The 22,753-nt window shown below is 39.9% G+C and carries 25 protein-coding genes, 1 pseudogene and 2 riboswitches; of the genes and pseudogenes, 19 read left to right on the top strand and 7 right to left on the bottom strand.

Annotated features, from left to right (window positions below; genetic code table 11):
• Window positions 1–8: 8 nt before the first annotated feature.
• The gene (gene tenA / locus QUF94_RS20040) at window positions 9–698 is read right to left on the bottom strand and encodes a thiaminase II (RefSeq protein WP_289317374.1); all 690 of its coding nucleotides are present in this window, start codon (window positions 696–698) and stop codon (window positions 9–11) included.
• A 95-nt stretch (window positions 699–793) separates the two neighbouring features.
• Window positions 794–898, bottom strand: a riboswitch (TPP riboswitch).
• A 159-nt stretch (window positions 899–1,057) separates the two neighbouring features.
• Window positions 1,058–1,162, top strand: a riboswitch (SAM riboswitch).
• Between the two features lie 177 nt (window positions 1,163–1,339).
• Here tenA and QUF94_RS20035 point away from each other — a divergent pair.
• Complete coding sequence (locus tag QUF94_RS20035) at window positions 1,340–1,528, top strand: Fur-regulated basic protein FbpA (RefSeq protein ID WP_034314291.1); 189 nt, start codon at window positions 1,340–1,342, stop codon at window positions 1,526–1,528.
• Between the two features lie 260 nt (window positions 1,529–1,788).
• On the top strand, window positions 1,789–1,983 hold the full coding sequence (locus QUF94_RS20030; RefSeq protein ID WP_289317373.1) for an aspartyl-phosphate phosphatase Spo0E family protein: 195 nt from the start codon (window positions 1,789–1,791) through the stop codon (window positions 1,981–1,983).
• Window positions 1,984–2,056: 73 nt separating this feature from the next.
• Here QUF94_RS20030 and QUF94_RS20025 read toward each other — a convergent pair whose 3' ends face one another.
• A complete protein-coding gene (locus tag QUF94_RS20025) occupies window positions 2,057–2,563 on the bottom strand; it encodes a GNAT family N-acetyltransferase (protein WP_289317372.1) in 507 nt (168 codons plus the stop codon).
• A 215-nt stretch (window positions 2,564–2,778) separates the two neighbouring features.
• Here QUF94_RS20025 and QUF94_RS20020 point away from each other — a divergent pair, with 215 nt between their 5' ends.
• The 5 genes and pseudogenes from QUF94_RS20020 to QUF94_RS20000 form a co-directional block, all read left to right on the top strand.
• Window positions 2,779–3,480: a DUF459 domain-containing protein gene (locus QUF94_RS20020; RefSeq protein WP_289317371.1), complete on the top strand. Its 702-nt coding sequence runs from the start codon at window positions 2,779–2,781 to the stop codon at window positions 3,478–3,480.
• Between the two features lie 360 nt (window positions 3,481–3,840).
• Window positions 3,841–4,323 (top strand): DinB family protein, encoded by a 483-nt coding sequence (locus tag QUF94_RS20015; RefSeq protein ID WP_289317370.1) that lies wholly within the window; start codon window positions 3,841–3,843, stop codon window positions 4,321–4,323.
• A gap of 74 nt (window positions 4,324–4,397) precedes the next feature.
• Complete coding sequence (locus QUF94_RS20010; protein ID WP_483313666.1) at window positions 4,398–4,937, top strand: M15 family metallopeptidase; 540 nt, start codon at window positions 4,398–4,400, stop codon at window positions 4,935–4,937.
• Between the two features lie 130 nt (window positions 4,938–5,067).
• Window positions 5,068–5,610 carry an acyl-CoA thioesterase gene (locus QUF94_RS20005; protein WP_289317369.1) on the top strand — a complete coding sequence of 181 codons (543 nt, stop codon included), beginning with the start codon at window positions 5,068–5,070 and terminating at the stop codon, window positions 5,608–5,610.
• Between the two features lie 562 nt (window positions 5,611–6,172).
• A pseudogene (locus tag QUF94_RS20000) lies at window positions 6,173–6,864 on the top strand (transposase); the annotation flags it as partial.
• Window positions 6,865–7,059: 195 nt separating this feature from the next.
• On the opposite strand, the gene QUF94_RS19995 reads toward QUF94_RS20000, so the two are convergent.
• Window positions 7,060–7,695, bottom strand: a complete 636-nt coding sequence (locus tag QUF94_RS19995) for a Bax inhibitor-1/YccA family protein (RefSeq protein WP_289317368.1) — start codon at window positions 7,693–7,695, stop codon at window positions 7,060–7,062.
• 493 nt (window positions 7,696–8,188) lie between these two features.
• Here QUF94_RS19995 and QUF94_RS19990 point away from each other — a divergent pair, with 493 nt between their 5' ends.
• From QUF94_RS19990 to QUF94_RS19950, 9 genes are all read left to right on the top strand, one after another.
• The gene (locus QUF94_RS19990; RefSeq protein WP_289317367.1) at window positions 8,189–9,214 is read left to right on the top strand and encodes an ABC transporter ATP-binding protein; all 1,026 of its coding nucleotides are present in this window, start codon (window positions 8,189–8,191) and stop codon (window positions 9,212–9,214) included.
• Window positions 9,192–10,118: an ABC transporter ATP-binding protein gene (locus QUF94_RS19985; RefSeq protein WP_289317366.1), complete on the top strand. Its 927-nt coding sequence runs from the start codon at window positions 9,192–9,194 to the stop codon at window positions 10,116–10,118. Before QUF94_RS19990 ends, QUF94_RS19985 begins: the two co-directional genes overlap by 23 nt.
• A 15-nt stretch (window positions 10,119–10,133) precedes the next feature.
• On the top strand, window positions 10,134–11,099 hold the full coding sequence (gene opp4B / locus QUF94_RS19980; RefSeq protein ID WP_214743605.1) for an oligopeptide ABC transporter permease: 966 nt from the start codon (window positions 10,134–10,136) through the stop codon (window positions 11,097–11,099).
• A gap of 22 nt (window positions 11,100–11,121) precedes the next feature.
• Window positions 11,122–12,021, top strand: a complete 900-nt coding sequence (locus tag QUF94_RS19975) for an ABC transporter permease (protein ID WP_421157033.1) — start codon at window positions 11,122–11,124, stop codon at window positions 12,019–12,021.
• A 19-nt stretch (window positions 12,022–12,040) separates the two neighbouring features.
• The gene (gene opp4A / locus QUF94_RS19970; protein ID WP_289317364.1) at window positions 12,041–13,804 is read left to right on the top strand and encodes an oligopeptide ABC transporter substrate-binding protein; all 1,764 of its coding nucleotides are present in this window, start codon (window positions 12,041–12,043) and stop codon (window positions 13,802–13,804) included.
• A 113-nt stretch (window positions 13,805–13,917) separates the two neighbouring features.
• Window positions 13,918–14,106 carry a hypothetical protein gene (locus tag QUF94_RS19965; RefSeq protein WP_034314269.1) on the top strand — a complete coding sequence of 63 codons (189 nt, stop codon included), beginning with the start codon at window positions 13,918–13,920 and terminating at the stop codon, window positions 14,104–14,106.
• 32 nt (window positions 14,107–14,138) lie between these two features.
• Window positions 14,139–14,276 carry a hypothetical protein gene (locus tag QUF94_RS19960; RefSeq protein ID WP_289317363.1) on the top strand — a complete coding sequence of 46 codons (138 nt, stop codon included), beginning with the start codon at window positions 14,139–14,141 and terminating at the stop codon, window positions 14,274–14,276.
• Between the two features lie 92 nt (window positions 14,277–14,368).
• Complete coding sequence (locus tag QUF94_RS19955; RefSeq protein WP_289317362.1) at window positions 14,369–15,415, top strand: M42 family metallopeptidase; 1,047 nt, start codon at window positions 14,369–14,371, stop codon at window positions 15,413–15,415.
• 21 nt (window positions 15,416–15,436) lie between these two features.
• Complete coding sequence (locus tag QUF94_RS19950; RefSeq protein WP_289317361.1) at window positions 15,437–15,634, top strand: hypothetical protein; 198 nt, start codon at window positions 15,437–15,439, stop codon at window positions 15,632–15,634.
• A 26-nt stretch (window positions 15,635–15,660) separates the two neighbouring features.
• Here the strand turns inward: QUF94_RS19950 and QUF94_RS19945 are convergent, their stop codons facing one another.
• On the bottom strand, window positions 15,661–16,083 hold the full coding sequence (locus QUF94_RS19945; RefSeq protein WP_289317360.1) for a pyridoxamine 5'-phosphate oxidase family protein: 423 nt from the start codon (window positions 16,081–16,083) through the stop codon (window positions 15,661–15,663).
• A gap of 183 nt (window positions 16,084–16,266) precedes the next feature.
• Here QUF94_RS19945 and QUF94_RS19940 point away from each other — a divergent pair, with 183 nt between their 5' ends.
• Window positions 16,267–17,079 carry a cyanophycinase gene (locus QUF94_RS19940; RefSeq protein ID WP_289317359.1) on the top strand — a complete coding sequence of 271 codons (813 nt, stop codon included), beginning with the start codon at window positions 16,267–16,269 and terminating at the stop codon, window positions 17,077–17,079.
• Window positions 17,076–19,697, top strand: coding sequence for a cyanophycin synthetase (gene cphA / locus QUF94_RS19935; RefSeq protein ID WP_289317358.1), 2,622 nt, complete (start codon window positions 17,076–17,078; stop codon window positions 19,695–19,697). The genes QUF94_RS19940 and cphA overlap by 4 nt, the downstream gene beginning before the upstream one ends.
• A 267-nt stretch (window positions 19,698–19,964) precedes the next feature.
• Here the strand turns inward: cphA and yidC are convergent, their stop codons facing one another.
• Both yidC and QUF94_RS19925 read right to left on the bottom strand, forming a co-directional pair.
• Window positions 19,965–20,750 (bottom strand): membrane protein insertase YidC, encoded by a 786-nt coding sequence (gene yidC, locus QUF94_RS19930; protein WP_289317357.1) that lies wholly within the window; start codon window positions 20,748–20,750, stop codon window positions 19,965–19,967.
• A gap of 27 nt (window positions 20,751–20,777) precedes the next feature.
• A complete protein-coding gene (locus tag QUF94_RS19925; protein WP_289317356.1) occupies window positions 20,778–21,065 on the bottom strand; it encodes a hypothetical protein in 288 nt (95 codons plus the stop codon).
• A gap of 321 nt (window positions 21,066–21,386) precedes the next feature.
• On the opposite strand from QUF94_RS19925, the gene QUF94_RS19920 reads away from it, so the two are divergent.
• Window positions 21,387–21,593 (top strand): hypothetical protein, encoded by a 207-nt coding sequence (locus tag QUF94_RS19920; RefSeq protein WP_289317355.1) that lies wholly within the window; start codon window positions 21,387–21,389, stop codon window positions 21,591–21,593.
• A gap of 295 nt (window positions 21,594–21,888) precedes the next feature.
• Here the strand turns inward: QUF94_RS19920 and QUF94_RS19915 are convergent, their stop codons facing one another.
• Complete coding sequence (locus QUF94_RS19915) at window positions 21,889–22,710, bottom strand: glycerophosphodiester phosphodiesterase (RefSeq protein WP_289317354.1); 822 nt, start codon at window positions 22,708–22,710, stop codon at window positions 21,889–21,891.
• Between the last annotated feature and the right edge of the window lie 43 nt (window positions 22,711–22,753).

The raw sequence follows: 22,753 nt of genomic DNA, 5'->3' as shown, positions 1-22,753 counted from the left end.
TCAACGACCTACAGTGGCCAATCCTGCTCATTTTGAACCATATCCCAGAATAAATATTCATATCGGGAAGTCACCAAAAAGTGCTTTTCTAATCTAAGAAGTTCCTTTTCGGGCATGCCTTCAGTTAATTCTTCCAACAAAGCAATCAGCCACTTGTGTGCTTCACCGAATTCAGGAGATGAATATGACCTTATCCAATCAGAGTAGCGATTGTTTTCCAATGCTTCACCATTTTGTTCTTTCAATAGCAAACCGATCTCATAATAATCCCAAGCACATGGTAGGAGACAGGCTATCAGGTCTGCCAAAGTCCCATGCTGAGCTGCATTTAGCATGTAACCCGTATAGGCTAGAGTGGTTGGTGTGGGTTCTGTATCTTCCAATTCCTTGGAGCTGATTCCGAATTCTGAAGCATAATGCCGATGGATATCCATTTCAACTTGAAGGGTTTCATTTAAAATACTCGCAAACTTTGCCATGGTTTCGATATTATGAGCTTTGATGACACCTAAAGCAAAGAGCTTGGAATAATCCATGAGATAGATATAGTCCTGCTTCAGGTAATAGGCAAATTTCTTTTCAGGAAGTGTGCCGTTTCCAATTGCCTGGACAAAGGGATGTGAATGGTTCCTTTTCCAAATCTCTTTTGCCCGTCCATGAAGTCTATCACTGAATGTTTCTAATTTAGTATTCTCCATTGTTCATCCTCCTTTAGATGGATCCCCCTGTTTACACCCAATAAAAAAACCCGCTCCTGAATACGGAACGGGGTAGATGGATAAAGTCTGTAAATGGACGATATCATCCACTTCCCTCCGCCGGTATGAGCCGGTTCAGGTTCAAAGGGTCCGGAACTAATTCCATCTCAGTCTTAAAAAAGACTCCCCTAGTGGTGTGAATTGTATGTAATTACTGACATCATATCAGAAAGACAAGAAAATGCAACCCGTATTTGAAAGAGGGAATCCTTTATGGCTCAGGAAAAAAGGGAGATCCAGGTAATTGACATTTGATGATTATTGGGATAAAATCATGTCTACATCAATTATATATTGAATTCTTATCCAGAGAGGTGGAGGGACTTGGCCCAAAGAAACCTCGGCAGCAGACCCATTTTGGGAACTGTGCTAAATCCAACAAGCATATGCTTGGAAGATAAGAAGAGCCGTACGGACACTGTCAGCCTCTTCTTGAATTAGAAGAGGCTTTTATTTTTGCGGAATAACGTTTAGTGACATAATAATAAAGGTATATATAATTTGGTGAAAATCAAACCAGTTAATACAGTTTAGCTCAACTAGAAGCAGGCTTTATGATGACTAGGAAAGGAGCCATTTACATGGCGGAATTATTTAAGAGGATTGAACAGAGGAAGGCAAAGCTTATTGAAGAGTTATTGGCCAATGGAGTATACAAAACCTCTGATGAAAGGCACCTTTACGATGCCCCGTTAAAAGTACTTGAAGATGAATATAAGATTGTTATAAATAGACCTAATAACGAGTCTCCTTCGGAATGGATGACATAGTAAGCGATAGACTATATTTTGGGTTCGTGGGATAGGGATATGATGTAAGCATTCGCAATGTATCACACTTGTGGATGCTTTTTTTATTTAGGTTTATATATAGGATGTCACAAAATATACATAATTAGAGACTGAAATAGGCTTTTTGTCACATTTAACCTATGAAATAACACATTTAATTTCCGGAAAATAGTTGATTTTAACTACGAGTTTCATTATGATGAAAGTGTAAAAATATTGAAAAATTAGGAGGTGTTTATATGATTTGTCGGAAGGTAACTATAGAAAAAGTAGAAGAAAAGAGAGAGGAAATGATCAAATTGGCAGCAGTTTATGGTTTTACAAGTCTTCTAACTGTTCAAGCAAGTCAAGAATTGGATGCGCTGTTAAATGCGTTGACAAATAAAAGAGAATCTGAATATTTTTCCCTCCAGAGAGTATATAGGTATTTCTAAATTCACTATTTCGTCCTCGTTTAATCAGAGAAAAAAGCTACTACACAAGGCAATAGCTTTTAAATAAATATATTTAAATATCGACACGTTTACCAAGAATGATCAAATCTCGTTCAATGCCATCCAGCTCGGCAACTTGAGGTAAATGTGCCCATTTTTCAAACCCGAATTTGGAAAAAAGCTTCAGGCTTGGTGCATTGTGGGCAAAAATGAAACCTAATAGAGTCTTCACCCCTAATTTTGGGCTAACATCAATTGCCTTTTGAATCGAAATTTGTCCGATTCCTTTTCCCCGGAAATAATCATCAATATAAATGCTGATTTCAGCCGTGGAATTATAGGCCGGCCGCCCATAGAACGATTGAAAGCTCATCCATCCAGCAGTTTCCCCTTCTATAATAATGATAAATAGCGGTCGACTTTCTGAATCATGTTCCTCAAACCATGTAACCCTCGATTGTACGGATACAGGTTCCGTATCCGCCGTGACCATTCTTGAAGCAATTGTCGAATTATATATTTCAACGATCCTGGGTAAGTCCGATAGTTCTGCCTCTCTAAACTCTATGTGCTCTTCCATGATTTAAACTCCTATCTATATTCTATCTCCAGAATAAAGGGTATCGCCGGTTTTTTATTAAGGGACGGTGAATGAAACCCAATCCATTGAAAGTTTTATACTATCATACACTCTTTGCTCTTTATCTGACAATTCATTTTATATGTTAGGACTACAGATTTTTGGGTATTTAAAAGATTAAATACTTCATAGTAAATAGACAAAAGGAGAAGCAAATGAAAAAAATAGCAGGTTTATTAATTATTGTACTAATAATTTGTTTCGCGGCATATAAATTTCAAGCCTCGGAAGCGAAAGATGTACAAAGGGTGATGGCTTTTGGAGATTCGTTAACCTATGGAAAAGGGGATAAGGACGGGGAAGGATATGTAGACGGTCTGGAGGATGAATTGAATAATCCGGAATCGGAACAAAAAGTGAGTTTTTGGAATTACGGTATAAAAGGTCAGGAAACGGATGGGGTAATGAAGCAGCTTGATGATTACCGCATTAAAACGAAACTTGATAAAGCCGATACTTTCATCGTTTATATTGGAACGAATGACTTGATCAATAGTAACGGCGGGAACTTGGAGAAAATAAGTGACCGAAAAATCGATGATGGTAAACGGGAGTATATCAACCATCTGGATAAGATTATATCAACCCTGATAAAGGCAAACGATAAAGCGGATATACTGGTAGTAGGGCTATATAGCCCAATTAAAGACAATGAAAAACTTGAAAAACACATTCTAGATTATAACCAAGCAATAAAGAGAATAGCGGAAAAGGATGATCGGATGGTATTCATTCCTACAAATGATCTTTTTGAAAATAAAAAGAAAACAGAGTATTTCAGTGATAAGATACATCCGAATGAAAAAGGGTATCAACTCATTACGAATCGGGTTCTGGAAAGTTATGATTTCAAATGAAAGCAAAAATGCACAGAATGCTTTCTGTGCATTTTTACCTGCATAAGTCGCTAGGAATTTGATATGGCCTTTAGTTGGGAAGAGAACTGCAAAGATCTGGGATGCTTGTATCTGCTTTTGTGGCTGAATGGAGTATCCTCCAATGATGGCGATCACTCCTATTTAGAATACCCTTGATGAATTTTGATAGTCCTTTATATTAGGCGAATTTTACCTTTATGACTATCATAGAGCTGTTCAAAAAATAGACAACTATTAATCGGTTCGTTTCTGTCAAAAAGTATTATTATTTTACACATTCATATAGGTCATGGAATAATTATAGGAGATTAGCCAGGCTTATAAGAGGAGATGCTAAAGATGAATGATAATGAAAAAATCAGGGAAGAACTCTTAAATACGGTCAACGGACTATCGGATGAACAGCTGAACGCGCATCCTGAAGCAGGACGATGGAGCATCATTCAGGTGTTGGATCATTTATATTTAATGGAACGGGCCATAACAAAGAGCATTGCCGATAAATTGAAAAGCGACGATAGCACTCCGGCTGTTGATAAACCGATCGAGCTTACATTAAATCGTGAAGTGAAGGTTCAGGCCCCGCCATTTGTCATTCCGTCAGAATCATTCCAAACTTTGAATGAGGTTAAGGATAAGTTGTCCGAAACTCGCAAAGCTTTTATAAGAGTCGTTGACCAAGCAAAAGAAAATGATCTCAAACAAAAGTCTTTTCCCCACCCATTGTTTAAAGAATTAAGCTTGAAGCAATGGATCTCGTTCGTGGGACTACATGAAAAACGGCATTTAATGCAAATAGAAGAATTGAAATCAAAGTTATAATAGAAGAAAAAACTCATCCGTCTTTGGTTGAGTTTTTGACTTTCAGACAGTTATAGTAAAGGAAGGGTTTTTCAGTGAAAGCCACTTGGGTAAGGACATGTCTGATATTGGGCTTTTTCGGATTGTTGTTGGGGCTCTTGTTCAAGTATATGCTTCCGCCTGATTTAGATGAAATCAAACTGACAGACGAGCTGAATCCGATCGTCGCCGACAAAAAAGACGAGCTCATTCAATTGGCCAATGACAAAGGCATCCCAGTAATCATTACGGCAGGGTATCGTTCTTTAGCCGAGCAAAATGAACTCTATGAAAAAGGCCGTTTAAGCACGGGGAACATCGTAACGAATGCAAAAGGTGGGGAGTCTCTTCATAATTTCGGTTTGGCGATAGATTTTGCCCTCCTAAACAAACAAGGTGAGGCCATTTGGGATATGGGTTATGACGGCAACGATAATGGAAAGTCGGATTGGATGGAAGTCGTAACCATCGCTAAAGGGTTAGGTTTTGATTGGGGCGGGGATTGGACAGGGTTTAAGGATTATCCTCATTTACAAATGACATTTGGTTTGAGCCTGCGTGAGCTGCAACAAGGCAAGCAGCCAAAAGGGCAGTGAGAGTGGGACGCTTTATTTTAACCGAATAATTTTGACTAAAAGCAGGAAAATAAGCATGTGAATTGATTTACAGGTAATAATTCGATAAAGTGGACTAGTGAGAAATCAGACATAAAGGAGTGCAGTCACCATGGAAGAAATAAAACATTGCCGGGACTCTTTGGTCATAAAAACAAGCCTTGTCCTCCCGCCGGATACAAATAACATTGGTACGATGTTCGGAGGCAAGCTAATGGCATACATTGATGATGTAGCGGCTATATCCGCCATGCGTCATGCGCGAAGCAACGTCGTTACGGCATCAACCGATTCTGTCGATTTCCTGCACCCCATTCACGAAGGAAATGCAGTTTGCCTGGAAAGCTTCGTGACCTATACGGGCAGAACATCAATGGAAATCATCGTAAAGGTGATTGCAGAGGATTTAGTTACAGGAGATCGGAATTTATGCGTCATTTCCTTTTTGACCTTTGTTGCCATTAATGAAGAAGGTAAACCAATACCGGTTCCGCGTTTGGTCCCTGAAACAGAGATGGAAATGAATTTAAATGAATCGGCAAAACAACGGGCCCAAATAAGGAAAAAAAGAAGAGAAGATACACAATTCATTGCAAGTACCTTCGGTGTGAAACTGCCATGGACTGATCAATCAAATCCAGGATTATATAAATAAGATACGAATGCCTTAAGCAGTTCTTACTTATTAATGAAGCATTGAGACCAAATTCGTGATTTGGTCTTTTATTCATTTGCAGGGTTCTGAAAAATAGCATCCATTTTTGAATACATCCAGAAATTATGTTTTTACAGGACATAACGGTGTATGGCAAATACGTGAAAAGAAACTTGGGCGCTTGAATAAGTCCAAGCGTCTCAGACTGTAGACAAATTCGATAATAATTGAGTTTGTCACATGTGATTTCCTCTCCAGGCACTCGCTTTCTCCGCAGGAGTCTCGTACATTCCGTTCCAATCAACTTTGTTTTAACAGAAAGATAGAACTCCTTTTGCCTACAGTCTTTTTTGTTTTAAAATAGAAGGATTAAAACTCGAGGTGTTAAGGAGACTTAATGAACATGATCTATTCAGCGAGATCTACTTGAAATGATTACTTTAGATCAACTGGTGCCATCGAACCATTTGGATATGGAGACAGCAATTGATTTCCCTTTCATGTATGACTTGGTGAATGATATGTATTCAGAGGTAGGACGCCCAAGTATTAATCCAGTTATGAGCCTTTTCCACCAGTTAAAATTATCAAGGAATAAACTAAGGTGAGTAAAGAAAGTTCAACTGATCCTGAGAGTGGCCACTATGTGAAAGTTGAACGAACAAAACAGTTTGCCTATTCGTTCCATGCGGCAGCAGTCCGCAATGGATTTGTGTTGGGGACGATAGTAACACCCGGAAATATGCATGATAGTCATATCTTAGAGCTTATTGAGAGAGTTTGAAAACCAGAAGCTGTTGCCGCAGATGCAGCTTACAAAACACCAGCCATTATAAACTACCTTTTTGGCAAAGAAATCACACCAGCTCCTATACACGTCCTCGAACAAGAGAAGGGTTCTTCCGTAAGCATGACTATGTGTGCGATAAACATTTTTATTGTTATCTCTGCTCATCGGACGAGATTTTAAAGTACATAACAACAAATAAAGAGGGCTATTGTGAGTACAAATCATCCAAATCCATTTGTGCGAATTGTTCATTTTTATCACAGTGTACAGAAATTAAAGACCATTAGAAAGTGGTCACACGCCATATTTTGCAAGAATGTAAGGAAAACATATTTATGCGAAACGTAAAGGCAAAAGAAAAGCACGTTATGCGTTGGACTACTTAAAGGGGGACTTGAAAAATTGTCGATGCAGGCGATGCTTACTTTGCCATGAATGTAAGAAAGATGGCCAACTGGACTTAGCGAGGGTCAGAAATGTCCTGAATAATGACCTAGGCGAGGTCACTATTCTCTATAACTGCTTCAAATCCAATAAAAAATCAAAAAAGGTTTTGGAATGAGACCATTCCGAAACCTTTTTGTTTACAAACTGAGAGGCTCGGATCAGTCCAAGCGTCTTTTCTTAAGATACCTTGTTGGTTTGATCATACGCGCTTTTTAGTCATCGCTTGCCAATATACCAAAGAAACGTAAGATGTTAATGAAAAGGTTAATGAAATCTAGATACAGATTCAAGGCCATTAGCGGTACTTCTTCCGCTGTAACCCCGTAATGCTTCATTCGATTGAAATCATATAAAATATAACCACTGAAAACTAAAATCCCAATAAATGAAAAGACCAGCATGGCTGTAGAGCTTAATGGAGAAAAAATGTTGAAAATACTTATGGCCACTAAAGCAAGCAAGGCAGCAAATAACATTCCTCCCAAGAAAGAAAGGTCCCTTTTGGTGGTTGAAGCATAAATCGCCAGTCCTCCAAATACAACTGTCGTCGTCACACCGGCTAAGATCACCACATTTGCCCCTGCAGCGGCTAGATAGTGTGCAATGATCGGATAGGTCGTAATTCCTGAAATAAATGTGAAACTATACAAGAATGTGTAACCGATAGCTTTTTTCTTCCGCATGATGAAAGCTCCAATCAACATGGCAAACTCAAGTATCGCTAAGGGAATGAACAAGAATGGTGGAACAAAAGTGCCGAGAGCCATCCCTAAAACGGAAACAGCAAGAGATAAAGCGAACGTCCGCATGACGGATGGCATATATGTTTGTACAGTTTGTGAATACATTCAATCACCTCATCATTTATTTTCTACCATTTTCTACGAATCTGTTTTAAAAAGGTTTCATTGCCTTTGATAAAAATTAGGTGTTTTTTTGAAAGTATTGAAATATATATGAAATAATTACATTTTTTATGATATTCTTAAAAATAGACTAATTTTTCTGAAATATTAAAATATTACTAACCAGAATCGATCTGCGGTACGTACAAAGACAAGTTCAATTTAGAGGTATGATCTATAGAATAGTTATTTCGAAATAATAAAGAAAAAAATATTGGTTCTATGCAATTAATAGGACTTCAAAACTTTACTGTATAACAGTTGTAAAGGAAATGATTTTTTATTGCAGAAAATTATTCCTAAAGTTATAAAATATGAAAAAAATGTGATTATTTTGCAATAAAACTATTGTATAATTGTAAAAAATTGATTAAAATTTTAAATAATTATCAGAAGATTAATTATTTTCCCAAAAAAATAGTTTAGGGGGGCAAGGATGAAGAAAGCTATTTTGCAAATAGAGAACCTAACTACCTCATTTCGAATCGGTAACAAATATCATGCAGCGGTGGATGATGTTTCGTTTACGGTGAATGAAAATGAAATTGTAGCAGTTGTTGGAGAATCAGGTTGTGGAAAGAGTGCATTGGCTTTATCTATCATGCAATTACATAATAAGCAGAGAACGAAATCCCAAGGAAACATTAATTATAAAGGCCAAAATCTACTAAAGTTGAATGATATGCAAATGAATAAAGTCCGTGGTAAGGAATTGGGTATGATATTTCAGGAACCTCTAACGGCGTTGAACCCGCTCATGACCATAGGAAAACAGATCGAGGAGAATCTTGATTACCATACTGAACTTTCCAGTGAGGAAAAAAAGAACAGGACGATCGAACTTTTGACACAAGTAGGAATTCCTTATCCTGAACGGACGTACAAGCAATATCCGCATGAGCTCTCGGGTGGAATGCGGCAAAGGGCGATGATATCGATTGCCATTGCTTGTAACCCTGCACTGGTCATTGCCGATGAACCCACCACGGCACTGGATGTTACGATTCAAGCGCAAATACTTGATCTGCTGAAAGATATCCAAAGCAGGACAAAAATGGGAATCATCTTAATTACACATGATCTGAGCGTCGTAGCAGAGGTTGCTGACAGGATCGTTGTCATGTATGCAGGTCAGGTGGTGGAAACGGGAAGTGTCAAAACGATATTCAACAATCCGCTGCATCCATATACGAGGTCGTTATTAAATTCGATTCCTTCGGCTGCAAACGAGAAAAACCGTTTGCATGTTATTGAGGGAATCGTTCCATCGATTGCGAAAATGGATAGGATAGGATGTCGTTTCCAAGATAGGATTCCTTGGATACCAAAACATGCACATGAAGAGTCGCCCCGACTTCACGATGTGGGCAACGAACATTTTGTAAGGTGTACCTGCTATAAAGAATTTTATTTTCAAGCTGAAGGAGATGCATCGACCCATGACATTACTCAAAGTAGATAATTTAAAAGTGCATTTTCCAATTAGGGGCGGTTTTTTCCGAAGGGTGGTCGATCACGTAAGGGCCGTGGACGGTGTTTCCTTTGAGTTGGAGCAAGGGGAAACATATGGTTTGGTCGGGGAATCCGGAAGCGGCAAGTCCACGACAGGCAAGGCAGTTGTCAAGCTGAATGATGTGACTTCCGGACAAATCCTGTTTGAAGGCAGGGATTTAGCATCTTTAAGTAGAAAAGAGATTAAACCATTCAGAAAAGATATCCAAATGATTTTCCAAGACCCGTATTCATCATTGAATCCCAAGAAGAGGGTACTGGACATCATTGCCGAACCGCTGAGGAATTTCGAACGGTTATCCCCTGCAGAGGAAAAGAAAATCGTTCAGGACTTCTTGGACAAAGTCGGACTCAGTCCGGAATCGATCCACAAGTATCCACATGAATTTTCAGGTGGGCAGCGCCAACGGATTGGGATTGCCAGATCCTTGACATTAAAACCTAAACTGATCATTGCCGATGAACCGGTATCAGCCCTGGATGTTTCCGTTCAGGCTCAGGTATTGAATTTCCTTCAGGATCTCCAACAGGAATTCAATTTGACTTATTTATTTGTCGGGCATGATTTAGGTGTAATCCGGCATATGTGTGACCGGATGGGCGTTATGTATCGCGGTAGATTGGTAGAGGAAGGTAAAAGTGAGGAAATCTATGAAAATCCCCAACATATATACACGAAACGCCTGATTGCCGCCATTCCGGATTTAGAGCCGGAAGTTCGCGAGGATAAAGTGCAGCTAAGAAAAAAACTCACCTCAGAATATGAGTCAACCTACTCAAGATATTTCGATGAGAATGGACGTGCTTACGATTTGAAGCCGATCTCACCGACGCATAGAGTCGCATTACAATAAGGAGGTGAAAAGAATATGTGGAAGTTTATCCTTAGACGTTTATTAGTAATGATCCCGCAGCTCTTTTTATTGAGCATCATCGTATTCATGATGGCAAAAGCAATGCCGGGAGATGCTTTGTCAGGCCAGGAAATCAACCCTAGGGCCAATCCAGCCGAGCTTGATAGGATAAGGGAGGAACTGGGTTTGAATGACCCTTGGTACCAACAATATTTAAGGTGGGCATCCAATGCTGTACAGGGGGATTTCGGTATTTCCTATACACATAAAACGCCCGTCATGGATGTTATCGAAGACAGGCTTTGGAACACGGTGTTCCTGGCGTTGGTCACTCTGATCTTTACATATATGCTTGCAATTCCATTAGGCATACTTAGCGGAAGGTATAACGATACCTGGGTGGATAAAACCGTTACGGGTTATAGCTATGTAGGGTTTGGTACACCGATTTTCATTTTTGCTTTAATCATGTTATTCGTTTTCGGATTTGCCTTGGATTGGTTCCCGTCTGGTGGCAGTGTCGATTCCAAAGTGGATGAAGGAACATTCGCCTATGTTGTAAGTAAGATCAATCATTTGATTTTACCAGCTTTAAGTACAGCTTTAATTGCAACAACAAGCACGATCCAATACTTGCGAAATGAAATCATCGATAATAAAATCAAGGATTTCGTAAGGACTGCGCGTTCGAAGGGAGTGCCTGAATCAAAAGTATATTCACGGCATATCCTTAGGAATTCCTTTTTACCGATAGCGGCATTCTTAGGTTATGAAATTACTGGATTAATCGGCGGCGCGGTCATAATCGAGACCATTTTCAGTTATCCGGGACTAGGTCAGCTTTTCCTTAGTTCAGTCAGTCTGCGGGATTTCAGCGTTGTCACGGCTATCGTCATGATGACGGGATTTGCCACTCTGCTTGGCACTCTTCTTTCGGACATCATACTTAGTGCGGTCGATCCGCGCATACGGATAGAATAGGAGCGGGGTGAGTCGTATGGAAATGAAAGTGGAAACCGGAAAGAACATACAAGTGAAAGATGTGAGCCCTTCAGGAATTAAAATCATCTGGGAGGAAATCAAAAAAGACAAGCTTGCAATGGGCTCATTGATTATATTAGCAGCCATATTGCTTTTCGTTTACGGGGCGTCGCTCTTCATGGATGCCAAGGAAATAGCCAAGGTCGATTTCCTCTCCATTTATATGGAACCATCTTCAGACTATTGGCTTGGAACCGATTATGGTGGCCGGGATGTATTCGGGCAACTGATAATAGGTACCAGAAATTCATTCACGATCAGTTTATTCATTACATTATTCACGGCTATCATCGGTTTATCATTAGGGCTACTTGCTGGCTACTTTGGAGGGGCAACCGATAATGTGATCATGCGTGTTATCGATTTCGTGATTTCCCTACCGCAATTGATGTTCATCATCGTTGTAGTCACGATAGTTCCGATCTTCAATGTATATGTTTTCATTTTAATCATGACGATGTTTTTATGGACTGGAAAAGCAAGGCTGATTCGTTCAAAGGCTTTGTCAGAGCGTGAGCTGGATTATATCCATGCCTCTCAGACACTTGGGACGCCACATTGGAAAATCATCCTTTTTCAGCTTCTGCCCAATGTCAGTTCACTGATCATCGTTAACTTCATTTTGAACCTTGCAGGCAATATTGGCCTAGAATCCAGTTTGACTTTCTTAGGGTTCGGTCTTCCGGAGAGCTCACCGAGTCTCGGGACGCTCATCAGTTATGCTCGAAATCCAGATGTTCTGGAAAACAAGTGGTGGATATGGGTACCCGCATCACTCATGATTTTAGTGTTGATGCTGAGTATAAATTTCGTTGGTCAAGCGTTAAAGCGCGCCGCCGATGCAAGACAAAGAAGAGCATAAAAAAAGGGGAGTGTATGATATGAAAATCAAAAGCTATAGTAAGGTATTAAGTGCATTGGCCATTTCGTCTCTACTGCTTGCTGCATGTTCGAACGATACGGAGAAATCGTCAACGAAAGAGAAAAAAGGGAAAGATGTCGAACAGGTCGATACCTCTAAATTCCCGACAAAGACGACTAATCAAGGAGAGCCGATTGAAGGCGGCCATTTGACATATGGATTGGTATCCGATACCCCGTTTGAAGGGATTTTGAACAAAGTTTTCTATCAAGGCGACCCCGATAACCAAGTTATCACATTCTTTGATGAGGATTTATTGGATACAGACGAAAACTATGTATACACGAATGAAGGTGCCGCTTCCTATGAGATTTCAGACGATCATAAAACGGTTACCCTGACGATTAAGGATAATGTGAAATGGCAAGATGGCAAGCCTGTGACAGGTGCGGATTTAGAATATGCATATCTTGTCATGGGAAGCAAAGATTACAAAGGTGTACGTTATGATGAACAAATGGCTTTAATCGAGGGTATGGAAGAGTATCATGAAGGGAAAGCGGATAAGATTTCAGGCATTAAAGTGGACGACAAGAAAATTACTTTCACTTTCAAGAAAGCGAACCCTTCCGTCACGACTGGATTATGGACATACCCGCTCCATAAAGAATACTTAAAAGATGTTCCAATTGCCGAGTTGGAATCTTCAGATAAAATCCGTAAAAATCCGATTGGTTTTGGACCATTTAAAGTGAAGAAAATCGTCCAAGGGGAAGCCGTCGAATTCGAAGCGAATAAAGATTATTACCGTGGTGCACCTAAATTGGACAGTGTCACATTGAAAGTCGTGAATCCGTCTATTGTCGTTAAGTCACTTGAAAATGGTGACCTCGATGTAGCGGAGGTCCTGGCTGAGCAATATGACCAGGCCAAGGAATTGGATAATGTCGAATTATTGGGGAAAGTTGAATTGGCTTATACCTATATTGGTTTCAATTTCGGTCATTATGATAAGGAAAAAGAAGAAAATGTTATGGATGAGAATCCAAAATTCGGAGACAAACGCCTTCGTCAGGCGATGGCATATGCAATCAATAATGAAGAAGTTGGCGAAAAAATGTACAAGGGCCTCCGATTCCCTGCCAACTCGGTCATTACACCAAACTTTAAATATAACAATAAAGATGTAAAAGCATATGAATATGATCCTGAAAAAGCTAAAAAACTTTTGGATGAAGCAGGATTCGTAGATACGAATAAGGATGGCATTCGTGAAGATGCGGATGGAAAAGAGTTCAAGATCAACTTTGCTTCCATGAGTGGCTCCGATGTTTCCGAACCTCTTGCAAGGTATTATATCCAACAATGGGAACAAGTCGGATTGGATGTTGAATTGCAGGATGGAAGGCTGCATGAGTTCAATTCATTCTATGACCTACTGAAAAAGGATAATGACAAAGTTGATATTTATCAAGCTGCATGGGGAGTCGCTTCCGATCCGGATCCATCAGGCTTATGGTCCAGATCTGCAGAATTTAACTATACTCGCTGGGTAAATGAAAAAAATGATGAGCTTCTTGCTAAAGGGATTTCAGAGGAGGCCTTCGATGATCAATATAGGATCGATACCTACAATGAGTGGCAGGAATTGATTCATGAAGAGGTACCAGTAATTCCGACATTATTCCGTTATCAGTTGGCTGGAGTCAATGATCGAGTTACTGGTTATGATTTCCTTGCAGGCCGCCAATATCAGTGGCATAATGTGGGTGTAACTAAATAATTTAATTGATGAATCCAATCGGCTGCCTGCATGGGCGGCCGATTTTTTTTACGTTTCAAAGGTGTGTATTAAGGTTAAATACATAATAGTAAGTAATTGGAAGGGTGATGTTGATGGAAGTGAGAAATCCTAATGAAACAAAGAGAGAGTTAGAAATATTGTTTACTGAATCGGTTGGCCGTTTACTGAAACCTCTTGAAGAGGAAATCATTGCAGACATTGTAGCCTATCCAGACGAAAAGAGAATTGCCTTCTTGGAATATATGAAGGAAATGTCCAACAAACAAAGACAGTTAAAGTAAGTTGAACTTTCATCATGAAGGAGGTTTTTTTTATGAGGAACGAAGATATGAGCAGATACAAAGTATGGCGCGATAAGTGGAAAAGAAAAGTGCATATGGAGAATTTAGCGTTATATGGCATTTCAACACTAATTATGGCCATTTTGCCTGTCCTGGCCCATATGAGTTAAATCGATTAAAGGACCGTCTTTTGACGGTCTTTTAATATGTTAAAAGTTGCCATGAAAAGATATAATGGACAAAGAAGAAAGGAGCGATATGCATGAGTGTTATCGAAGAAAAGGAAATCGTATCTTACATAAAAGAATTGGTATCAATACCCAGCCCCTCCGGCTTTACGGAGCAAGCCATTAAATATGCGGCCGAATTCATGGAGAAGAGGCAGATTCCTTACAAAATCACGAATAAAGGTGCACTACTTGCTTCATTAAAAGGAGAAGATGATGGCAAACATCGATTGCTGACTGCCCATGTCGATACCCTGGGAGCCATGGTGAAGGAAATCAAGGCGAATGGCCGCCTTAAATTGACGATGATCGGCGGTTTCCGCTGGAACTCAGTGGAAGGGGAGTATTGTAGAATCCATACAGCTGATGGGACCATTATCACCGGCACCATTTTAATCAATCAGACCTCTGTCCATGTATATAAAAATGCCGGGGATGCCAAGCGCGATGATGAGACAATTGAAGTCCGTATAGATGCTATCGTGAAAAATAAAGCGGAAACGGAGGCCATCGGTATATCTGTTGGAGATTTTGTTTCCTTTGAACCTAGAGTGGAATTGACGGATACAGGCTTTTTAAAATCAAGGCATTTGGATGATAAGGCTAGCGTTGGCATCCTCCTTCATATCATTGACCTCATTTCCGCAGGTAAGATTAAATTGGCATATACGACCCATTTCCTGATTTCCAACAATGAAGAAATCGGCTATGGAGGCAATTCCAATATCCCAGAGAAAACAGTCGAATATCTAGCTGTCGATATGGGCGCGATCGGTAGTGGACAAACGACGGATGAATTCAGCGTTTCCATTTGCGCTAAAGACTCCTCGGGTCCGTATCATTATAAATTACGTCAGCATCTGGTCACACTTGCCCAAGCGAATGCTGTTGACTATCGCGTCGATATTTATCCGTATTATGGATCGGACGCTTCGGCTGCAATCCGGGCAGGATATGATGTCGTACATGGTCTGATCGGACCGGGGATTGATGCTTCCCATGCCTTCGAGAGGACACACGTCTCTTCTTTAAAGCATACAGCCAATCTCATTTTGCATTATATCCAATCAGAATTGGTCTAATCGTGAAAAAAGCCCGCACTCATGTCATATGAGTACGGGTTTTTAACTGATTTTTATAACAAACTTTATTTTACTCGTGAGTTTCGGTCAAATACTCGTGAATTTTGCCATTTACTCGTGAGTTTCGGTCAAATACTCGTGAGTTTTGCCATTTTACTCGTGAGTTTCGGTCAAATACTTGTGAGTTTTGCACATTTACTCGTGAATTTTGCTCATTGACTCGTAAATGCCAAATAATAATTCATTTATAATGATAATTCTTGTGAAGGTTCACCATTGTTGTTCATCAATCGGATGCTCTCGGGCTTAATTTGAAGGATTAAATAATTTGGATCTTTCGGACCGTCAAACCAATCTTTAAAAGACTCATTCCAAAATTTATCCTTCAGTTCCTGTGAATCGTTAATTTTCGAGGTTCCTGAGATTTCTAAGTATGAATCGCCTAATCCTTCATTTTCATAGCCAATCAGGATATGGACATTAGGATTCTTTTCAATTTCATCAATTTTTTCCGTATTTGCACTCGTTGGTGTGAATAAAGTTAATTCTTCGTTAAAAAATGTCATATAGCGTGAATGTGGTTTGTTATTTTCTACAGATGATAAAACTCCTATTTTATGATCACGGATGATGTTCAATACTTTTTCTTTTAATTGGTTTTGGCTCATCTTTGCACACTCCTTTTATTATTTACTCTATTACTTTTCCTCTCTTTTCATTAAGTTAAACAAAATTCTACAGTTTACCATTTTTATGAATGAAGACTAGGACAAGTTGCCATACTAGTCATTATGTGTTCTGTATAGAGCAATTTCATGATCTTAATCCATTTGTAAAGGTGAGTATGAGGAATGAATTGTGGTGAATTACTTATCATTGGCGGGGCAGAGGATAAATGCCTTGAAGGTGAAGTATTAAATAAATTTGTCCAGCTTGCAATCCGTTCAGATGGCGGAATAGGAATATTGCCTACAGCGAGTGAAATTCCTGAAGAAGTGAGTACGGAGTATATCAAGGTTTTCAGGGATTTAGGCGTGGACAGGGTGGAAGTGATCAAGCTGGATTCAAGGCAGGATGCAGACGATCCGGCGATTTGTGAACAGCTGACCTCTTTTTCCGCTATCTTCATTTCTGGAGGAAACCAAAGCCGGTTGTCTGAGTTGATTGGAAAATCCAAATTTCACAATGCCCTTTCTAAAGCCTGGCATAATGGAATGGTGATAGCAGGGACAAGTGCTGGAGCTTCCATTTTAGGTAAGCATATGATCGTTGCTGCCGACACGATGCTGAATGATAATAAGTTAAAGGTTGAGATTGGGATGGGTTTCGGCTTCCTTGACGGCCTGATAATTGATCAACACTTTTCCCAGCGTGGCCGCTTTGACCGACTGTTAAGTGCGATAGCAGGGAATAAAGAAATTATGGGTATCGGAATTGATGAAAATACAGCAATTTTAGTAAAAGACGGTCATTTTGAAGTCTTTGGCCAACATCAAGTATTGGTTCTTGATGGCAGCAATAGTGATTATATCAATATCACATCTTCTGATAATGGTAGTGAAGAGTTGACTCTTTCGGGATTTAACCTTCATGCACTAACCAGGGGATACCGTTTTGATCTGCTTACCAGGAAATTGTTGATGAAAAAGGGGATCCAACAATGATAATCAATCGAGTCCGTTATTTAAAAGGACCTAATTATTTTGCTTATACACCGACGATTTGCATTGAATTGGATATAGGGGAACTGGAACAGAAACCATCTGATTCAATACCTGGATTCAATGAAAAATTGTTAAAGGCGCTCCCGAACTTGGGAAGCCATTCATGTTCAAAAGGGTATCGAGGCGGTTTCGCCGAAAGGCTGAGAAAAGGAACATGGATGGGACATATATTGGAGCATATGACGATTGAACTTCAAAACTTGGCCGGCATCGAAGCCATTCGTGGAAAAACGATAATGATGGAAAAGAAGGGTTTTTATTATGTTACCTTTGACTATCAGGAGCCTCACTCGGGACTTCAAGCTTTTTTAGCAGCGAAAGATATCGTGGAAGCCATCCTGAATGGTGAAAAACTTATAAATGTACAATCTTATGTAAAACAAATAGAGCAGTTATATTATAGAAATAAACTGGGGCCAAGTACCGAAGCCATTTTTAAGGCTGCACAAGCAAAAAATATCCCTGTCGAGCGAATGGGTGATGAAAGTTTACTACGTTTAGGAACGGGTTCAAGGCAGAAGTATGTCCAGGCGACAATTTCTAGCCAGACATCGAATATTGCAGTTGAGAATTCATGTGATAAATCAATGACCAAATCAATTTTAAGAGGGTGTGGCCTTCCTATACCTGAAGGTGAAGTTGCCCATTCCATTGAAGATATCTTTACCTCGGCGGGCAAGCTGGGTTTCCCACTGGTCATAAAACCGTATAATGGGAGACAAGGGCAAGGTGTCATCACCCATATCAAAAATAAGGATGAACTATTCAATGTCATCAATTGTTTGGAGCCGCATGTGGAGAAGTACATTGTCGAACGGCATATTGAAGGACATGATTATCGGTTACTGATAGTCAATGGAGAACTTATAGCCGCTAGTTTGAGGCTTCCTCCTTATATTATTGGAAACGGTAAGGAAACAATACGCAATTTGATAGAAAAGGAAAATCGTCATGCATTGCGGGGGGAAGGTCATGAAAAGCCGATGTCAAGAATTCCGCTTACACATACCGTTACGTGTTACTTGGAAAAATCGAACCGGACGCTGGATACCATTCCGAACCAAGGGGAATTGGTTCAAGTTGTCGGCAATGCAAATCTTTCGACTGGTGGAAAGGCAATCGATGTAACGGACCAGGTCCATCCAAGCATTAGGAATATGGCGGTTGCTGCCGCGAAAGCGATTGGTTTGGATATAGCCGGAATAGATTTTATCTGTGAGGATATATCAAAACCGATCGAACATTCACGGACTGCAATTATTGAAGTGAATGCTGCACCGGGAATTCGAATGCATCATTATCCGAGTGAAGGGGAAAAAAGGGATGTAGGCAAAGCCATTGTCGATTATTTATTTCCGACTCGGGAAGAGGCAGCTATACCGATCATCGCAGTGACCGGAACAAATGGAAAGACGACAACCACCCGATTGGTTCATTATTTTCTTACTAATGAAAAAACAAAGGTAGGTATGACGAATTCTGATGGAGTATATATCGGCGATGAGGTATTGGATCAAGGTGACTGCAGTGGCCCGGTCAGTGCAAGAATGGTGTTGGGCCATCCTGAAGTTGATGTAGCCGTTTTGGAAACGGCCCGGGGAGGCATTCTGCGTGAAGGTCTGGCTTTTCGTAAATGTGATGTGGGGATCATTACTAATGTGAGTGAGGATCACCTTGGCCGTGATGGAATCGATACATTGGATGATCTGATAAAATTAAAGAGGCTGGTAGCAGAAGTTGTGCTGAAAACAGGCTATTGTGTACTGAATGCAGATGATCCGAATGTAGCTGCCATGAACGCTTATACAGATGGGGAGGTCATTTATACCTCTATAGATGCCACCCAGCCTCACGTGAAGGCAGCGATAAATGGTGGTTGTAAAGTTTGGTACGTCAATGAACAAGGCATGATCTGTCATTCATCTGATGGTGTCATCCATCAATTTATGGATTGCTCCATGATACCAATAACGATTAACGGCATGGCACGTCATAATATCGCCAACTTACTTCAGGCGTTAGCCGCAGCCGAAACACAAGGGATCTCCATGGAAGAACTAAGGAGAAAGGCTGTCACATTTATGCCTGATACCAATTTGTCCAAAGGGCGTTTCAATTTAAAAAAGTTGAAAGAGCGAACGATCATCATCGACTATGCCCATAATGAAGCAGGATTAAAGGCCATATTCGAAACGGTCAGTGCCTATAATAAAAATCGTCTAATTACTGTTTTGGCCGGACCGGGTGACCGTATTGATGATGAGCTTATCAGGCTCTCCAAGGTGGCGGCCATGAATTCTGATTTGTTCATCATTAAAGAAGACGACGATTTGCGGGGAAGGGAGCCTTTCGAAGTAGCCGGGCTGCTTCAGGAAGCTGCCGTAGAAGCAGGGTTACATAAAGATCGAACATTCATCGAACCTAATGAATTGGATGCATTCGTAAAAGCCTGGGAAGCATCACAACCGGGTGACCTATTATTGTTCTTTTACACGGATTTCGAATATGTAGAGCGGTTTTTCGAAAAGGTTTCAACAAATCCATTGCCAAAGAAATAAAAAAAGTGCATTCCGCGCTGCGGAATGCACTTTTTTGTCTTTTCCTTCTGAATCACTTGGTAACTGAATATTTAAATGGAAATTTGATTGAAATCGTCCATATAAGTGATTTCTTTAAAGCCCACGGGTTTCACGTAAGGATTATTTGAAAGTACTTCAATCTCTTTTTCTGTTAAAACCTTTTTACTCATTTGATATACAAAATAATATCCTTATAGGCAGACTTTTTTAAAGTGTCTGCTCTATAGGGTACAGTTTAAAGTTGGATTAGCTTTTTTTCATAACCGTTTCAGTCACAGCAGGGACATTGGCATGGTCTTTTTTATATACTTTTTGAAGCACGATGGATTGAACAATCATGAATAAACCTCCGATTGACCAATACAGTGGCAATGCAGCAGGAGCGGAGAAAGAAATGAATAAAATCATTACTGGTGAGAGCAGGCTCATCATCTTCATTTGCTTCTGCTGTTCTTCCGGCATTTGTCTCATGGAAATGACCGATTGGAAGTAATAAATGACGCCAGCGATAATCGCCATGGCAATATTCGGCTGGCCAAGGCTGTACCAAAGGAAACTATGGGTCGCAATTTCATGGGAACCTTGAATCGCATAATAAAAACCCATGAGAATCGGCATTTGAATCAAAAGCGGCAGACATCCCATATTTAGAGGATTGACTCCGTGTTTTTGGTAAAGCTGCATCATTTCCTGTTGAAGGGCCTTTTGTTTAGCTGGATCTTTCGTCTCTTTAATTTTCTGCTGGATTGCTGTCATTTCCGGTTTCAGCCCATTCATCTTCGTTTTCATGCTGAGCTGTGTTTTATATTGCTTGGCAGTCAGCGGAAGCAAGACAAGACGGATTAAAAATGTCATCATGATGATGCTTAAACCATAGTTACCATTAAATAAATCAGCATTAAATTCAAGCATTTTTGTCATGGGGTTAACCAATGCAGTATGAAATGGGCCGCTCGTTGCTGCAGAGCACCCTGTCAAAAGGGTCGTTGCTAGAAATAGGACGGTAAATAGAAACATGTTTTTCTTCTTCAAAATGATTCCTCCTCGAATTGTTAGTGGTTAAACAACGAGAAGGAGGCTTGGCTCATCGGAATCATCGGGTGAGTCCTTTTGCCGGATAAATGTGAAAAAGCGCTGTGCACCGCGCCAATCAAAAATGCTGCCTGCATTAACAGGGGATTTACTTTTATCTGAATGAACGGAAGCTTGATATTTATCGTTCAAGAGCGATTGCTTTTTATTTAAGAAATAAAAAGCAGCCAGTGGAAAGACAAAGGTAAATAAGTAACCTGCCCATACCGCATGGCGAACGGTCTGATAATCGAATTCTAATAATAATTCCCACATAGGAATCCCTCGTTTTTTCTAAGATAAGAAAATTTAGTTCGGTTAGCCTCCAAGTAATAAAGCAAGTAACGATTTAAGGCCTTGAATGACTATTGATCTTACTGAGTTTAAATCATTAAGAACACTATATCAAATTCTAGTGGAAGAAGCTAAAAAATATAAGGGGTATTTTCAAAAAATAAACAGGGAATATTTTCCAATGTGATAATTTGACGTTAAAGGTCTTTTTAGAATCCAGAGATGTAATTTGAGCGAAGATTGCACACATGGTCATTCGTCTACATTCGGATAAAAAGAAGTTCAATCATGAGGTGAAAAGATATGAAACCGTACGATTCATTTGATCAACAGAACTACCATAACGGTACTGAAAATAATTTATATCAAAATGCACATCCCGGTTACATTGAAAATGATTACTCGGCAGCGCCATTTCCTTTTGAAAATCAGATAATGGATGTAAGGACTCCGCCTGGCGGGGCGAGCCGCCGCCACGGCCGTCGCAAGGAGGAGGCCCACCTCATATAGCTCCGCCTTTATTTATTCCACAACTTCACGATGGAATGTATAAGGCAATTGACGCTGGATCAATGAAAGGGTGCTTATACCAAAATACGTATGTTTGGCTTAAAAATGGCCGTTCATTTTGGTTTTACCCCACTTATGTGGGCTATAATTCCGTGACGGGTTATCGATGGAGACGAAGTCAACAGCGATGGGCCTATTATGGAACGGATGCGCATGAGATACAATCATTTCAATGTTATGAAAAAAACAATCCGCATTAGCGGATTGTTTTTTTCATTTTTTTAATTTCAAAGTTTCAATCCAAAAAATAATCAGGAAAGTCGGAAATGATACCATCTAACTTCATCTTTTCAAACATGCGCATTTGTTTTTTATTGTTGACGGTCCATGTATATACTTTCATCCCGTGCTCTTGGATTCGCATTTGCAGCTTCGTATTTAAAATCGTTTGCTTTGGATTCAAAAATGATGCAAACTCTGCAATCTCTTTTAATTTTTGGTCATTAATGCGCCGTTTTATCAAAACGCCCACTTGTATGTCCGGCATTAGTTGATGAAACCTTTTCATGGATTCCATATCGAACGAATGAACCATTATCCTATTATTACCTGTTGAATATTCTTGGAATTTCCCTAATTCTTCTGCAAGTTTCTTTTCAATCCCGGGATAAGAAGATGGATGTTTTAATTCGATTAAGATTCCAACTTCTGACCCGAAATTCTCCAATACCTCACTTAGTAAAGGAATCCTTTCATTTTTATACCGAGTATGATACCAGCTTCCTGCATCCAATTCCTTTAATTCGGCAGCGGTGTAATCACGGAGGTTCCCTTTGCCGCTTGTGGTTCGATCCAGGGTGGGATCATGATGAACCACAAGTACTTCATCTTTACTAAGATGGATATCCACTTCCAGGCAATCAGCTCCCAATTCAATTGCTTTGATATAAGATGCCATTGTATTCTCGGGGCAATATCCAGATGCACCGCGATGTCCAATTTTAAGGGGGGAATGCTGCTTTATGAAGCTTTCAGGGAAATCACTCTTTGTTCTTTTAGAGTAGAGAACGAACAAGACAAGGGTGGTTACCAAGAAAATAAGAAAAAATGCGATCACCTTTCACACTCCTTTTAGACACAGTAATTAAAATTCTTCGATA

Origin of the sequence: Peribacillus sp. NJ4 (genome assembly GCF_030348345.1) — a bacterium.
GTDB lineage: Bacteria > Bacillota > Bacilli > Bacillales > DSM-1321 > Peribacillus.
This window is presented reverse-complemented; position numbering and strand designations above follow the sequence as displayed.